Genomic DNA, 14,854 nt, shown 5'->3' on the forward strand with positions numbered 1-14,854 from the left:
CGTCATGGGCGCCGTCGACGCGGCGCGGGCAAACCGATCGCGCCGAGCCTACCGGATCGATTGCCGCGGCCGGTTGGCGTGAGCGGTCAGGTGCGGGCAAGCGGCGGTGCACCGCACACCGTGCGGCGACGACACCGGAGTGATCAGCCGTTCGGTGCGCTGCGGCGCCATCGATCCCAACGTCGCAGGTAACGGCCACGAACGAACCGCTGCGCCCCCGCTAGTCGTGCGGCGGCCGCCGGAACGGCACCACCTCGCCGCGTCGCGTGTCGCGTTGCCACAGCACCGGCACGTCGTCGGGGCGCGGGCGTTCGAACTCGTCGCGGTCGGCCTGCGTGATCTCCGAGGCGGCCTCTTCTTCGACTTCCCAGCTGTAGCGGCGGCGCGGAAGGGCGGGATCGGCACGACGCCACAGCGCGGCCGCGATCAGGCCGCCGAGCGCGCCGCCGAGGTGCGACTGCCACGACACGCCGGCCTCGCGCGGCAGCACGCCGAGCACCATGCCGCCGTAGAGCAGGAACGCGATCATCGCCGCGGCGACCGCGGGCCGGTCGCGGCGCAACAGGCCGAGACCAAGCAGCAGAAACATGAGGCCGTAGGTGACGCCGCTCGCGCCGAGGTGGTACGAGCCGGCATCGCCGAGCCCCCACGCGGCCAGCCCGGAGCCGAGCCACGCGAACGGCAGCGCCCGCACGAGCGCGCGCGGGTACAGCCCGCCGGCCAGCGTGCCGAGTGTGAGCACCGCGATCGCATTCGCGGCCAGGTGCTCGAACGAGCCGTGCAGCAGCGGCGCGGCCAGCAGGCCGCGCCAGTTCGAAAGATCGCCCGGTTGCACCGCCCACGCGCGCACGTCGAACGCGCCCTGCGCGGAGAACACCGCGACGAGCACGAGGACGGCGGCGAGCGCGAGGTTGAAGGCGCGCCGCCAGCGCCGGCCGTCGGCCGTGCGCTGGCGGGGCGAATCGGACGGCAGGTCGTGGTCGGGCAGGTGCATGCGCCCGAAGTGGCGGCGCCGGCCGTGAACACAAGGCCGGCGCCGCGGCGGTCAATGGACCGCGGGGTCCTCGACCTTCGGCCGCAGCAGGCTCAGCGCGACGGTCGTGGCGATAATGGCGGCGACCACGCCGAGCGAGACCGCGATCGGGATCTTGTACACGTCGATCAGCAGCATCTTCGTGCCGATGAACATCAGCACGAGCGCGAGTCCGTACGGCAGCAGGTGGAAACGGTCGGCGAGGCCGGCGAGCAGGAAGAACATCGCGCGCAGGCCGAGCACCGCGAACACGTTCGAGGTGAGCACGATGAACGGATCGTCGGTGATCGCGAAGATCGCCGGGATCGAGTCGACCGCGAAGATCACGTCGGTGATGCCGACCATGACGATCACGATGAACAGCGGCGTGTACAGGCGCTTGCCGTGCTCGAGCACCGACAGCTTGCTGCCGACGTAACCGCGCGTCATCGGCACGTGGTTCGTGAGCCAGCGCAGCAGCGGGTTGTTGTCGAGGTCGGGTTCCTTGCCGGCCGCCCACAGCATCTTGACGCCGGTCAGCAGCAGGAAGATGCCGAACACGTAGAGGATCCAGTGGAACTTCTGCAGCAGCAGCGCACCGGCGAAGATCATGATCGCGCGCAACACGATCGCACCGAGCACGCCGATGATGAGCACCTTCTGGCGCTGCTCCTCGGGCACCGCGAAGTAGGTGAACAGCATCAGGAACACGAAGATGTTGTCGACCGCGAGCGATTTCTCGACGAGGTAACCGGTCAGGTACTCGAGCGCGACGCGCTGGCCTTCCTCGGCGCCGGACTGCCCGCTGACGTACCACCACAGCCAGCCGCCGAACGCGAGCGCGAGCACGACCCAGCCGATGCTCCAGGCCAGGGCTTCCTTGAAGGTGACGCGGTGCGGCCCGCCGTGGCGCATGAGCACCAGATCGACGAGCAGGGCGACGACGACGAGCGCGCCAAACGCGCTCCACAAAACGGGACTACCTATGGTTTCCATGACGAGGCTCCGGGGCGGACACGACGGACCGCGGTCGAATCTGCATCGCCTGGACGCACCTTCGCCGCGGATCGGCGAAGGTCTCGCTCGCAGGCCCATGGTTCTGCATGGGGGCCTGCCGTGGCACCGAGGCGCGACCTGATCGTCGCAAAACCCGTAATGACGGCGCCGCTGTGTGGGAGCTACTCCCCTTCAGGGCGCGATGTAACCCTGCGTTCGGGTAGCGCGTCAAGCGCGCGACTACAATGGTGTGATGACCGCCCATGATCCGACGCGCCCCGTGGTGCGCCTCAAGAACGCCTGGAAGTCCAGCCACCCGTGGATTTTCCAGCGCCTCGTCGATAAACCCGCGCAGCGCCCGAAGCCTGGCCAGATCGTCGACGTCGTCGGCGTGGACGGCGACTGGATCGGCCGCGGCTTCTACAACGGGCATTCGCGCATCGCGTTGCGCATGCTCGAGTCGCACCCGGACGTCGACGTCGACGCGGGCTGGTTCTCGCGCAAGATCGCCGCCGCGGTCGCGCTGCGCCGCGAGTTCCTCAAGCTCGACGAGGTCAGCGACGCCTGGCGCGTGGTGCACAGCGAGGGCGACGGCCTGTCGGGCCTGGTCGTCGACCGCTACGGCGATTTGATCGTCGTCGAGTTCTTCTCGGCCGGCATGTACCGCCACCGCGAATGGATCTACGCCGCGCTGTCCGAGCAGTTCCCGGGCTGCCGCTTCTACAGCTTCGCCGACGAGCACGTGCAGAAGCAGGAAAGCTTCGATTACAAGCCTGTTTACAGTGGTGGCAACCCGCGCGATGTGCCGCCGGCGGTGATCACCGAGTACGACGTGAAGTTCCGCGCCGACCCGGCCGGCGCGCACAAGACGGGTTTCTTCGCCGACCAGCGCGAAAACCGCCAGTGGCTCAGCGAACGCGTCGAAGGCAAGCGCGTGCTCGACCTGTGCTGCAACACCGGCGGCTTCGGTGTATATGCCGCCGTGCGCGGCGCGAGCGAAGTCGTCGGCATCGACATCGACGAGGACGTGCTCGAGATTGCGCGCGGCAACGCCAAGCTCAACAGCGCGCGCGTGAAGTTCATCCAGGCCGACGTGTTCCCGTGGATGCGCGATGCGGGCATCCGCGGCGACCTGTTCGACGTGGTGATCCTCGACCCGGCGAAGATGACGCGCGACCGCGAGCAGGTGATCCCCGCGCTCAAGAAATACCTCGACATGAACAAGCTCGCGCTCGGCTGCGTCGCGCCTGGCGGGCTGTTTGCGACGTTCTCGTGCACGGGCCTGGTCAGCGAGGACCAGTTCCTCGACATGCTGCGCCGCGCGGCGTTCTATTCGAACCGCACCGTGCAGGTGCTCAAGATCGCCGGCGCGGGCGCGGACCACCCGTTCCTCGCGCAGGTGCCGGAGTCGCGCTACCTCAAGGCCGTGTTCTGCCGCGTGCTGGACTGAGCCTGCGCGCCCCGCACAGGGGCGCAGCGGCTTACTTGCGCTCGTGTTCCTTCTGGGGCGAGCCGATCCCTGGCACGTCCGCCAGCGCCGAGCAGCTGTCGGTTTCCACGGTGCGTACCACGCTGAACGTGCCGTCGGTTTCGAGCACGACCGCGCGCACGTCCTCGAGCGCGCCGATGCCCTTGGCGCGGATCGCGGTGCGGATCTCCGATTCGGTGACCCGTTGCTTGCGCAGCGCGTCTTCGAGGATGCAGCCGTTCTCGAGCAGCAACGTCGGTTCGGCCTTGATCAGCTTGCGCACCCACTGCGAGCGCACCGACGCCCAGGTGATCACGTACTGGAAGCCGATCAGCATGCCGAGCGCGAACAGGCCCTGCGCGAGCGCGACGTTCTTCGACGTCAGGATCGACGCGAGCGTGGAGCCGAGCGCGATCGTTACGATGAAGTCGAACGCATTCCATTTCGACAGCGTGCGCTTGCCTGAAATGCGCAGGAAGAGAACGAGAAACAGGTATCCGACCACGGCGACGATCAGCGTGCGGCCGAGTGCCGGCCAGCTGTCGAAGAACGTCTTGGTGAAGAACGAGGCGCTGCTGCTGTCCATCGGGACTCCCGTGTTGGCAGGCCGTTCAGTAGGCCACGCGCGCGGTGGGCAGGCGGTGATCCCGGCGCAACCGCGCGTGTCGTCTCAGAGGTTGAGACGCCAATGCGCCTACGCTGTACCGCTTTGAGGCACCGGAGGCCGACATGACCGCGATCCCGCCCCTCGCCGTGATTGCGCTGCTTGCGCTCGTCGCGGCGGCCCTCGTGTTCGTCGGCATCATGCTGCTGCGCTTGCAGCGCCGGCCCAGCGAAGCCGAGACCCGCGCGCAGGCGCTTGCGGCCGAGCGCGACCGGCTTGCCGCCGAACTCGACCAGACGCGCGCGCGGGGGCGCGAGGACGGCGAGCAGCTCGGCGCGTTGCGTGCGGCGGCCGCGTCGCACGCGCAACTCGTCGATGAGCACGCCGTGCTGCGCACGCGCTTTGAAACCGTGCGCAGCGAGCTTGAAACCGAGCGCGTGGCGCGCGGTGCGGCCGCTGCCGAGCTTGCCGACCGCAGCGCGCAGCTCGAGACGATGCGCGCCCGCATGCAAACCCTCGAGACCGAACTGTCGCGCGTGCAGTCCGAGCACGCCCAGGCGAGCGCGCATCTCACCCACGCCGAAAAGGCGCGCACGCAGATGCAGCAGTTCGTCGACGAAGCGCAGGCCCGGCTCAGCGATGCGTTCGCGCAGCTCGCCGGCAAGGCATTCGAAGAGCGCGGTGCGGTGTTCGAAAAGAACATCCGCCACGCGACCGTGCAGTCCAAGGCCGACATCGAAACGCTGCTCAAGCCGTTCGCCGAGCAACTTGGCGAATTCCGCCAACGCGTCGACACGCTGTATGGCGAAGAGGCGAAGGAGCGCGCCACGCTCGTGGGCGCGCTCGGTGAGCTGCGCACGCTCAACCAGGACATGGCGGCACAGGCCGCCGCGCTGACCAAGGCGCTCAAGGGCAATGCGAAGGTGCGCGGCGACTGGGGCGAGCTCATGCTCGAAAGCGTGCTGCGCGGGTCGGGCCTCGAAGACGGCGTGCACTACGAGCGGCAGAAGCAGGTCGTCGGTGAGGACGGCCGCAGTCACCGACCCGACATCGTGGTGCGCCTGCCGGGCGATCGCTGCGTCGTCGTCGACAGCAAGGTCAACCTCGTCGCCTGGGAGCAGGCGATGAACGCCGACGACATCGACGCGCACCACGAGGCGATGCACCGCCACGCGATTGCGCTGCGCCAGCACGTGCGCGAGCTGGCCGACAAGCAGTACCCGAAGCTGTTCGGTGAGTCCGCGCTCGACGTCACCGTCGCGTTCATCCCGATCGAGGGCGCGCTGTCGGGTGCGCTCGGCACCGACGGCTCGTTGCAGACCTACGCGTTCGAGCGGCGCATCGTGTTCGCCTCGCCGAACACGCTGATGGCGCTGCTGCGCGTCGTGGACGGGCTGTGGACGCGCGAGCGCATCCAGAAGCAGGCCGAGGAGATCAACAAGGCCGGCGGCCTGCTGCTCGATGCGCTCGGCGCGTTCCTGGAGGACTTCGAGAAGATCGGCGCCCGCCTGCGCGCGGCCGACGACACGTTCAGCGCGGCCAAGCGCCGGCTCATCGACTCGAAGATGGCGGTGATCCCGCGTGCGAAGCGCCTCGTGAGCCTTGGAGTGAAGCCCAAGGGCAAGCTGCCCGAACTGCTCGCGCCCGACGCCGACACCGAGATCGAGGCGTTCGGCCAGAACCTGCTCAAGCAGGTCACGACCTCCACGCCGGGCGATCGCGACGCCGAGTGACGGCGGTCGCTCGGCCTATGACGCGAGCGGCGTGAGCGCCCGGCGCCTTTACCGGCGTCCCGCAGCGAGCGCGCCCGGCTCAGCCGCCGTCGGGCATCAGCGGCAGCGCGTCGACCGGCACGGTCGGATTGAACTCCTCGCGCAGGTAATCGGGCAGGCTGTCGTCGTTTTCGAGCGTGCGGTCGCCGAAGATCTGGTAATCGCGGCGCTGCATCCATGCGTCGCGCACGAGCGCGTAATCGTCCTGCGCGCCCTCGCGCAGGCTGTCGGTCGACAGCAGCTGCGAGCGGACGTCGACGAGCTGCAGGCCCTGCAGCGGCACGCGCAGCGCGTCGGCCTCGACTTGGCGCAGTGGGCTCAGAGGCGCATCGCCAACGAGGCCGAACACGTCACGCAGCGTGCGCGGGCCAAACAGCGGCAGCTCCACATAGCGCGAGCGCTTCCAGCCCCAGACGCCGAGCGTCTGCCCGAAATCCTCGCTCCGCAGCGGCAGCTTCGCGTTGCTCGCCGGATCGAAGATGCCGCCGATGCCGAGCGTGGTGTTCAGCGCGAAGCGGCCCAGCGACTGCGCGGCCTGTTGCGGCTTGCCCTGCAGCAGCGCATTGAGCGCCGACACGGGTTGGCCGAGATTGTTGAAGAAGTTGCTCGCCCCGAGCCGCACCGGGCGCGGCACCACGGCAACGTACGCCTGCGCGAGCGGCCTCGCGATCACGCGATCGACCGTGTTGTTAAGCCGGTGCACGCGGCGGTTGAGCGGCTCCCACGGGTCGTACGCACCGCGCACGCGCGCGGCCGGCGGCAGCGTCGGGTCGGCGACCGGATCGTACGGGCCGTAGAGCGCGTCGAAATCCAGCTCGGCCTGGGTGCGCGTGTCCTCGGTCGGCGGGCCGGCCACGGGCACCTCCGCCTCGAGCGATGCGCCGGCCGTTGCAGCCGCCGCCGGCTCGCCGGGCGCGGGCACGGCAAGCGTATCGAGCGCTGCCGGGGCATCGGCGAGCGCAGGGGCGACCGCCGCGTTCGGGTCGTCCGCCTTGACCGGCGGGCGCGCCGACGCGGCATCGGACCGGTTGTTCTGCAGCTCGGTTTCGCGCGCCGGCGTGCCATCGCGTGCGGCGGCTGCGCTTATTTCGGACGGCGCGGCTTCGGCTGGCGATGCCGATTGCGCGGCCGCAGGCGCGGCGCAGGCCGCGGCAATCAGCCACAGCGCGGCGGGCACGGTGCGCGCCGCGGGCGAGCGGGCCGGGCGCGACGCCGGCGGGGTCGGAGAGGAAGGTGACATAGTCGAATTGTAGCGAGCGGGCGCAGCGGCCCGCTGCTCAGCGGGCGAAACCGAGTGTCGCGGGATCGAGCCGGTAGGCGCCGCGCAAGGCGTCGAGGCCGGCCGGCGCGCCGTCGACCGCAAGCGCGCCGTTCGACAACTCGGCAATCAGCGCAAGGCCCGCGCTGTCGATGCGCTCGACGGCGGTGAGGTCGATGCGCTGCGCACCGGCGCGCAGCGGCGCGGCCTGCGTCCACAGCCGCGCGACCGCGTCGCGCACGAGCGCGCCGGAAAACACCAGCGCGTCGCCGTCGCGGCGCACCGCGACCGGGGCGGAGGCCGCGCGCATCAGTTCGTCACGTCGGCCTGCAGCTTCCCGGCGCGCAGGTCGGCGGCGACCTGGGCAATCGGCTTGCGCTTGAGCGCGCCGTCGAACTGCGTGCGGAACGTCTGCACGAAGCTCACGCCCTCGACCATCACGTCGAACACCTTCCAGCCGTTGCCGCTGCGACGCAGCAGGTAGGAGACCGGGATCGGCTCGCCGCCCTGACGCAGCATCTCGGTGTCGACCTTGACGACCGCGCCGTTGCGCATCGCCGTCTCCGACTTCACGCGCACCTTGAGGCGCGTGTTGAAGTCGAGCAGCGACGAGCCGTAGCGCTGCATGAGGTTGTCGGTGAGCGCATCGGCGAACAGCTTGACGTCCGCATCCGACGCGCCGCGGCCGTGCGTACCGAGCACGAGGCGCGCCGCGTAGTCGCGGTCGAACATCTGGTTGAACTCGCCCGCGATGAACTGGCGCAGCGCGGTGCGGTCCTTCGTGAACTCGTTGCGGCGCGCTTCGAGCGTCGACAGCACGCGCGTGCTGTTGTCGAGCACGAGGGCGCTCGGCGACTGCGCGGCCGGTGCGCTCGCAGCGGGCTTGGCGGCCTGCGCGAACGCCGGCGGCACGGCGAGCAGCAGCGAGGACGCGACGAGCAGGCCGACGAGGCCGCGGCGCGTGGCGCCCGAGCGCTGCGAGGTCGGGATCGTGGAGGTGCGGGTCATGGCGTCATTTCCTGTGCGGGGGCGGGCGTGGCGTCGGCAGCCGGATCGGCGGCCTCGTCCATGGGTGGCGCATCCTCACCGCCGCTCCCGGCACCGCCGCTGAACATGTATTTGCCGACGAGCTGGATCAGATCGACCGCCGGCTGCGTGAGGTAGATCTCGTCGCCAGGCTTGAGCGGCTCGGGGTCGCCGCCCGGGGACAGGCCGATGTAGCTCTCGCCGAGCAGGCCGCTGGTGAAGATGCCCGCGGCGGTGTCGCCCGGCAGGTTCTCGAACTTCGAATCGATCGCGAGCGTGACCACCGAGTCGTACTTGACCGGGTCGACCTGGATGTCGGCCACGCGGCCGACCGTCACGCCGCCGATCTTCACCGGCGCGTTCGGGCGCAGCGCGCCGATCGTCGTGAATCGGGCGGTCAGCGGATAGCGGTCGGCGGCGAAGCCCCACTGGCCGTTCGTCGATGCGAGCGCGAGCACGAGCAGCGACGCGAGCGACAGCAGCAGGAATGCGCCGACGGCGAACTCGATGCGGGGGGAGCGGTTACTCATTGGTCTAACCCTTGGAAGGTCCGCACGCGGGTGCGCGGGTTGGAGCGAAAAACGCGCATCACTGGAACAGCAGTGCCGACATCACGAAGTTGAACATCAGCACGAGCAGCGAGGCATTGACGACGGCGCGCGTCGTGGCGACCGACGTGCCCTCGATCGTCGGCTCGGCGTGGTAGCCCGCGTACGCCGCGACAAGCGCGGCGGTCGCGCCGAACACCGCGGCTTTCACGAACGCCATCAAAAAGTCCTTCGTGAAATCGACGCTGTCCTTGAGGACCTGCCAGAACGTGCCGGCCTCCAGTCCGATCACATGCACGGACTCGAAGTAGCTCGCGGTGATCGCAAAGCTGCAAAACAGCGCAGTCAGCAGCGGCACGCTGAGCACGGCGGCCCAGAAGCGCGGCGCGACCGCGCGGCCGACCGGGTCGATCGCCATCAGGCCGAGCGCGGTGATCTGGTCGGTCGCGCGCATGAGGCCGAGTTCGGCCGCGATCGAGCTGCCGGCGCGGCCAATGAACAACAAGGCAGTGAGCACGGGGCCCAGTTCGCGGTACAGGCCGAGGCCGAGCATCGCGCTGACCTGGTTGCTCGCGCCATAGGTCTCGAGTGCGCGGTAGCCGAGCAGGGTGACCGACAGGCCCACGAACGCGCCGCCGACCGCGATGATCGGCAGGCTGCGCGCGCCGATCTTGTAGATCTCGCGCACGAGCTCGCGCCAGAACGCGGCGTTCGGCTTCGACGCGCGCAGCACCGCAAACGAGAACAGCCCGGCTTGGCCGAGCGAGCGGATGGCGGCGGCGAGCGGCATCAGGCGGCGTCCTGCGCGGAGGCGGACACGGCGCCCGCGAAGGTGGAGTTGTCGAACGGGATCGGGCCGTCGGGCTGGCCGTCGAGGAATTGGCGGATCAGCGGATCGCTCGAGGCCTGCAACTCGGCCGGCGTGCCGGAGAACACGAGGCGCCCGTCCGCGATCACGACCGCGCGGTCGGCGACCGGGAGCGTCTCGTGCACGTGGTGGGTCACGACGACGCTCGTGAGGCCGAGCGTGTCGTTGAGGCGGCGCACGAGGCTCATGACGACGCCGCACGCGATCGGGTCGAGCCCGGTCAGCGGCTCGTCGTAGAGCATCAGCGGCGGGTCGAGCGCGAGCGCGCGGGCGAGCGCGACACGGCGCGCCATGCCGCCGGACAGCTCGCGCGGGAAGGCATCGGCCGCGGCGCGCAGGCCGACCGCGTGCAGCTTCATGTCGACGAGCCGCGCGATCACCGGCGCGGGCAGGTCGGTGTGCGTGCGCAACGGCAGCGCGACGTTCTCGGCCGCGGTGAGGTCGGTGAGCAGGCCGTTGCCCTGCAGCAGCACGCCCAGGCCCTTGCGCAGGTCCAGCAGCGCGCGTCCGGCGGCGGGCACCGGCCGGTCCAGGACTTCGACCGAGCCGGCCGACGGCGCGAGCTCGCCGGTCAACGCCGACAGCAGCGTCGACTTGCCGCTGCCGGACGGGCCGAACACCGCGACGACCTCGCCGCGGGCGATCTCGAGGTCGAGATCGCGCAGCACGACGCGACCGCCGCGCTCGAGGCGCAGACCACGCAGGCGGATGATCGCGGTGGAATCGGTCATGGGCGGAAGGCTGGCGCACACGGCGCAAAACGCCGGGCAGGGTGGCGGCGGCTGGCTGAACGGGGGATGTGCGGTCCTGATTGTCGCAGCACCGCCCTCGATTGCCCATGGCCGGTCGCGCCACTGGCTTACGTGTAGGCCATGACACCGTGTGAAGCGGCCGTGAAAATCCGGCCGTTGGGGACACGCGGTACCAGGGGGAAATGCCATGTCACGTTGGATGCGTGCGGTCGCGCTCACGCTTGCGCTGTGCTGCGCCGGCCCGGCCGCGGCCTGTGGACTGCAGGTCGAAGTGCTCTACACCACCACCGCCTACGATGCGCCGCCTGCGGCGGTCCCGGTGCTCGTGCGCCTGCAGGGGGAGCACGACGCTCCGGTGCGCACGCGATTGCCGCAGCGCAGCGGCGGTCATTGGCTCCGGCTGAGTTGCGCACAGCGCGTAGGCGACGGGGACCGGCAGCTGGTCGTCGACGGTCCTGACTCGCTGGGCCCGATCACGCTGTATCCGCCCGGCGCCGCGCCGAGCGTGCTGCCGGTGCGCCATGACCCCGACGCGCCGCGCCGCGTGCGTGGCTGGGCGCTCGCGCTGCCGAACGGCTGGCCGACCGGCAGCGTCGCGTACGTGCACGCGGCCGGCTCCAGCGCCGAGCCCATCGCGCTGCGTGTGGTGCCCGCCCAGGTGCTGGCGCGCGAAGCCAGCGCGCTCGCCTGGCGCGCACAGGCCGCGGCCGCGGTGCTTGCGGCGCTGGCACTGGCGATGCTGCTGATCCACCTGCGGCACCGCGACCTGCTGTACCTGAGCTACGCCGGGTACTGCGTGTGCGCGGCGAGCTACATGGTCGTGCTCGCCGGGGCCGAAGGCAGCGTGCTTGCCGGCTTCGCGAGCCACGGAGCGACCGGGCGCTGGGCGCTGGCCACGCTCGGGCTCGCGTTGCAGCTCGTCTTCACCCGCCGCGTGCTCGAGCTCGATCGCCTCGTCCCGACCGGCGCGCGCGTCATCGGCGTGCTATTTGCCCTGCAATTCGCGCTGCTGGCGCTGCTGCTGGTTGCCCGCGCTCACGTGCACGGCTGGTATCCCAGCGCGGTCAATGTGCTGCTGATGCTCGGTGCTCCGCTGGTGCTCGCGATTGCCGCGATTGCATGGCACCGGGGCGCGGCTTACGCAGGCTATTATCTCGTGGGTTGGACTCCGCTCGTCGCCATTGCCGCGCTGGTCGGCGCACACCGGCTCGGCGTCGTGAACGCGCCTTGGGCGAGCGCCCTGCTTGCGCCGGCGGCGGTCATGGAGGCGCTGGTGCTCGCGTTCGCGCTGACCCGGCAAGCGACCCACCGGCGCCGCATCCGCGACCGCCTGCGCGCATCGAACGAGCGCGACGCGCTCACCGGCGCACCGAACGCCGTCGCCCTCACCCGGCTGCTCGACGCTTGGCGCGACCTCGGCGCGCTGGGTTCGCGCAGCTACGCCGTCATCCTCGTCGACCTCGCTGCGTTCGATGCGTTCTGCGGGCAGCACGGCCTGCCCGCCGCGAACGCCGTGCTGTGCCAGACGCACGCGCGGCTGCGCGCGACGATGAACGAGCACGACACGCTGGCGCGCATCGGCGGGGCGCGGTTCGCGATCGTGCGCGAGGGCGGCCGTGCCGAGGCCGAGCGGCTCGCGCAGGCGCTCGTCGAGGCGATCGCCGCGCGGCCGTTCCACGTCGACGGCGCGTCGCACGCCGTGGTCGCCTGCACCGGCGTCGCAATGGCCGTGCGGGGCGAGCCGGTCGGGCGGCTGATGCAGCACGCGCGGCAGGCGCTGGCCGCGTCGATCGGCCGCGACGGCGCGTCGTCTCCGGAGGCCGTGCCGGACGTGGGAACCGTGCCGTGGCTGCGCGCGCCGCGCGTTCACGCACCGTACGGCGAAACGCCGCGTGCCTTCACCGCCGATGCATGAGGCCGGGCCTACGTTGCCTCGACCGCAAACGCACCCTCGCGTGTGCGCCGTCGTCCCGGAGCCTGCCATGAGCGAAATCAAGAAAGACCACAGCATCGGCGCCGGCACCGGCGCGGTCGCCGGCGCGATCACCGGCGCCGCCCTCGGCGCGGCGGCCGGCCCCATCGGCAGCGTCGTCGGTGCGGTCGCCGGCGGCATCGTCGGTGCCAAGGCGGGCGACTCGATCGCCGAGGCCGTGAACCCGACCGACTACACCGAGCACTTCGAGCGCGAGTACCGCAGCGCCGGCCACCCCGACGGCGCACACGACTGGCGCGATTACGGCCCGGCGTACACCTACGGTTACACGAGCTATGCGCAGCACCGCGAGCGCGGTTTCGACGACGCCGAGGCAGACCTCGAGCGCGACTGGCCGCAGTCGCGTGGCGAATCGCGGATCGACTGGACCGGCGCGCGCGATGCGGTGCGCGACGGCTGGCGCCACATCGACCGCCGCCGCGAGGACGCCGGGCGCTGAAATGGCCGCCCCACGTGCATCCGGCTTCGGCGGATGCACGCGGCCGTGCAACCCAGCGTTCACCCGCGCGACTGCCGGCCCTGCGGCGCGCGCGTTAGCATGCGCGTCCTCTTGATTGCATGGGACCGCCGACGATGGCTGTCAACGACACGCCCACGCGCGAAGAAGCCGAAGCTGCGGTGCGCACGCTGCTGCGCTGGGCCGGCGACGACCCGGACCGCGAAGGCCTGCTCGACACGCCCAGGCGCGTGGTCAAGGCGTATTCGGACTGGTTCGGCGGCTACAGCCTCGATCCGCGCGAGTACATGGCGCGCACGTTCGAGGAAGTGGCCGGCTACGACGAGATGGTCGTGCTACGCGACATCGAGTTCGAAAGCCACTGCGAGCACCATATGGCGCCGATCATCGGCCGCGCACACGTGGGCTACCTGCCCGACGGCAAGGTCGTGGGCATCAGCAAGCTTGCGCGCGTCGTCGATGCGTATGCGCGCCGTTTCCAGGTGCAGGAAAAGCTCACGGCGCAGATCGCGGACGTGATCCAGGACGTGCTGCAGCCGCGCGGCGTCGCGGTTGTCGTCGAGGCGTCGCACGAGTGCATGACCACGCGCGGCGTGCACAAGCGCGGCGTGAGCATGACCACGTCGACGATGCTCGGCGCGTTCCGCGAGGACGCGCGCACGCGCGCCGAGTTCCTGCAGTTCATCCAGAGCCCGCGGCGCTGATCGACGGCGCCGCCGCCTGCGCGGCCGGTGATCTGGTCGCGTTGGTGCGGCGTTCGGGCGCGACGACTGCGCCCGGCCGCCAGGCCGCTCGCCGGCGCTCGCAGTTCCACCCGGTGTCCGGGGCACTCGCCGAACGATTCACTGATCCAGCCGCTGTCAGCGCGAGCACGTCGCGCAGGCATACGCGGTCTAGCGCGCCGCCCGAAGCACGCTCGCGACGCGGTCGATGTCGGCCTCGTCGATGTGCAGGTGCGGCGCGATGCGCAGCACGCCGTGGCGCGCGGTGCAGACGATGCCGTCGGCCCGCAGCGCTAGCACGCATGCATCCAAGGCGGCATGACGCGGGCGCAGCCCGACGAAGTGCGGCGCCCCGACGTCCGGCATGTCGAAGCTGTCGACCACCTGCTCTCGCAACCGCGCGGTCAGCGCGCCGAGCCGCGCCGCGATTGCGTCGACGCCCCACGCATGCAGCTGCGTGAGCGCGGCCTCAGCGACGGACAGGCGCGGCACGTCGACGATCTCACCCGCATCAAAGCGGCGCGCGCCCGGGCGCAGCGCGTTGTCCGCGGCCGCGTCGAACGACCAATCTTCACGCGCGCAGTGCGCGCTCCAGTGCGCTTCGATCGGGGACGCATGCTCGCGCCAGTGCGGCGAGGCCCAGAGCACGCACAGCCCGTGCGCGCCGAGCAGCCATTTGTAGCCCACGCTCACCGCGAACGCGGGGCGCCAGCGAGCGATCTCGGCCGGCACGGCGCCGAGGCTCTGGCTGAGGTCGAGCACCAGCGCGATGCCGCGTGCGTGGCAGGCGTTGGCGATCAGGTCGAGGTCGAGCCGGCCGCCGTCATGCCAGTGCGTGTGCTCGAGCGCGGCCGTGCGCAGCGCCGGCTCGTGCTCGATCGGCTCGAGCACGGCCGCCGTTGCATCGGCCCCGCGGCGCACCGCGACGAGCCGCGCGCCTGCCTCGCCGCAGCGCTGCTGCCAGGGCAGTAAGTTCGACGGGAACGCATCGTCGAGCACGAGCACGGCTTCGTCGGCCTCGAGCGGCAACGCACGCGCGGCCAGCGCGAGCCCGTACGCCGCCGACGGCACGAACGCGACGCCGTTCGGATCGCCGTCGAACAGCAACGCCGCTTGTAGGCGTACGCGTTCGGCCTGCGCGGCCCATGCATCCCAAGACGCGTCCCACGGCCGCGTCGCGGCATCGAGAGCGGTTTGCGCCGCGCGGTGCACGGCGTGCAGGCGCAGGCTATGCGCGGCGAAATCGAGGTACATCCCACGCTCGGGACGCATGAACGCATCACGCGCGCGGGCCAGCGGCAGCGGTTCGATCGAAGGGTCGGGCATGCAGGCTCCGGGTCAGCGCGCCAGCGTGGGCGCAGCCACATCATGACCCCGT

General features: G+C 70.8%; 15 protein-coding genes. 5 read left to right on the top strand and 10 right to left on the bottom strand.

Features of this window, described 5'->3' with window-relative positions; translation table 11 throughout:
- Positions 1-220 precede the first annotated feature (220 nt).
- Together IE075_RS13220 and IE075_RS13225 are read right to left on the bottom strand one after the other, a co-directional pair.
- Positions 221-994, bottom strand: coding sequence for a rhomboid family intramembrane serine protease (locus tag IE075_RS13220; RefSeq protein ID WP_189457412.1), 774 nt, complete (start codon positions 992-994; stop codon positions 221-223).
- A gap of 51 nt (positions 995-1,045) precedes the next feature.
- Complete coding sequence (locus tag IE075_RS13225) at positions 1,046-2,008, bottom strand: TerC family protein (RefSeq protein WP_189457414.1); 963 nt, start codon at positions 2,006-2,008, stop codon at positions 1,046-1,048.
- Between the two features lie 253 nt (positions 2,009-2,261).
- On the opposite strand from IE075_RS13225, the gene IE075_RS13230 reads away from it, so the two are divergent.
- Entirely contained in the window at positions 2,262-3,458 is a 1,197-nt protein-coding gene (locus IE075_RS13230) for a class I SAM-dependent rRNA methyltransferase (RefSeq protein ID WP_189457416.1), read from the top strand.
- A 31-nt stretch (positions 3,459-3,489) separates the two neighbouring features.
- Here IE075_RS13230 and IE075_RS13235 read toward each other — a convergent pair whose 3' ends face one another.
- Positions 3,490-4,062, bottom strand: coding sequence for a DUF421 domain-containing protein (locus tag IE075_RS13235; protein WP_189457417.1), 573 nt, complete (start codon positions 4,060-4,062; stop codon positions 3,490-3,492).
- A gap of 143 nt (positions 4,063-4,205) precedes the next feature.
- On the opposite strand from IE075_RS13235, the gene IE075_RS13240 reads away from it, so the two are divergent.
- A complete protein-coding gene (locus IE075_RS13240; protein ID WP_189457419.1) occupies positions 4,206-5,813 on the top strand; it encodes a DNA recombination protein RmuC in 1,608 nt (535 codons plus the stop codon).
- Between the two features lie 79 nt (positions 5,814-5,892).
- Here the strand turns inward: IE075_RS13240 and IE075_RS13245 are convergent, their stop codons facing one another.
- From IE075_RS13245 to IE075_RS13270, 6 genes are read right to left on the bottom strand one after another with little or no spacing between them, the layout of a single operon-like run.
- Positions 5,893-7,092: an MlaA family lipoprotein gene (locus IE075_RS13245; protein WP_189457420.1), complete on the bottom strand. Its 1,200-nt coding sequence runs from the start codon at positions 7,090-7,092 to the stop codon at positions 5,893-5,895.
- A 37-nt stretch (positions 7,093-7,129) separates the two neighbouring features.
- Positions 7,130-7,420 carry an STAS domain-containing protein gene (locus tag IE075_RS13250; protein WP_189457422.1) on the bottom strand — a complete coding sequence of 97 codons (291 nt, stop codon included), beginning with the start codon at positions 7,418-7,420 and terminating at the stop codon, positions 7,130-7,132.
- On the bottom strand, positions 7,420-8,118 hold the full coding sequence (locus IE075_RS13255; RefSeq protein ID WP_189457424.1) for an MlaC/ttg2D family ABC transporter substrate-binding protein: 699 nt from the start codon (positions 8,116-8,118) through the stop codon (positions 7,420-7,422). Before IE075_RS13255 ends, IE075_RS13250 begins: the two co-directional genes overlap by 1 nt.
- The gene (gene mlaD, locus IE075_RS13260; protein ID WP_189457429.1) at positions 8,115-8,666 is read right to left on the bottom strand and encodes an outer membrane lipid asymmetry maintenance protein MlaD; all 552 of its coding nucleotides are present in this window, start codon (positions 8,664-8,666) and stop codon (positions 8,115-8,117) included. The genes IE075_RS13255 and mlaD overlap by 4 nt, the downstream gene beginning before the upstream one ends.
- Before the next feature lie 58 nt (positions 8,667-8,724).
- Entirely contained in the window at positions 8,725-9,474 is a 750-nt protein-coding gene (locus IE075_RS13265; protein WP_189457434.1) for an MlaE family lipid ABC transporter permease subunit, read from the bottom strand.
- Positions 9,474-10,493, bottom strand: coding sequence for an ABC transporter ATP-binding protein (locus IE075_RS13270; protein WP_425489378.1), 1,020 nt, complete (start codon positions 10,491-10,493; stop codon positions 9,474-9,476). Before IE075_RS13270 ends, IE075_RS13265 begins: the two co-directional genes overlap by 1 nt.
- Here IE075_RS13270 and IE075_RS13275 point away from each other — a divergent pair.
- The 3 genes from IE075_RS13275 (at position 10,492) to folE (ending at position 13,458) form a co-directional block, all read left to right on the top strand.
- Positions 10,492-12,219 carry a sensor domain-containing diguanylate cyclase gene (locus tag IE075_RS13275; RefSeq protein WP_189457438.1) on the top strand — a complete coding sequence of 576 codons (1,728 nt, stop codon included), beginning with the start codon at positions 10,492-10,494 and terminating at the stop codon, positions 12,217-12,219. The two genes, IE075_RS13270 and IE075_RS13275, sit on opposite strands and share 2 nt — an antisense overlap.
- Before the next feature lie 67 nt (positions 12,220-12,286).
- Positions 12,287-12,736: a hypothetical protein gene (locus IE075_RS13280; RefSeq protein ID WP_189457443.1), complete on the top strand. Its 450-nt coding sequence runs from the start codon at positions 12,287-12,289 to the stop codon at positions 12,734-12,736.
- Between the two features lie 134 nt (positions 12,737-12,870).
- On the top strand, positions 12,871-13,458 hold the full coding sequence (gene folE, locus IE075_RS13285) for a GTP cyclohydrolase I FolE (protein WP_189457446.1): 588 nt from the start codon (positions 12,871-12,873) through the stop codon (positions 13,456-13,458).
- Positions 13,459-13,647: 189 nt separating this feature from the next.
- On the opposite strand, the gene IE075_RS13290 is transcribed toward folE, so the two are convergent.
- Positions 13,648-14,802 (bottom strand): aminotransferase class V-fold PLP-dependent enzyme, encoded by a 1,155-nt coding sequence (locus IE075_RS13290; protein ID WP_229792528.1) that lies wholly within the window; start codon positions 14,800-14,802, stop codon positions 13,648-13,650.
- Positions 14,803-14,854: the final 52 nt, after the last annotated feature.

Source organism: Cognatilysobacter bugurensis (assembly GCF_014652095.1).
Taxonomy (GTDB): Bacteria; Pseudomonadota; Gammaproteobacteria; order Xanthomonadales; family Xanthomonadaceae; genus Cognatilysobacter; species Cognatilysobacter bugurensis.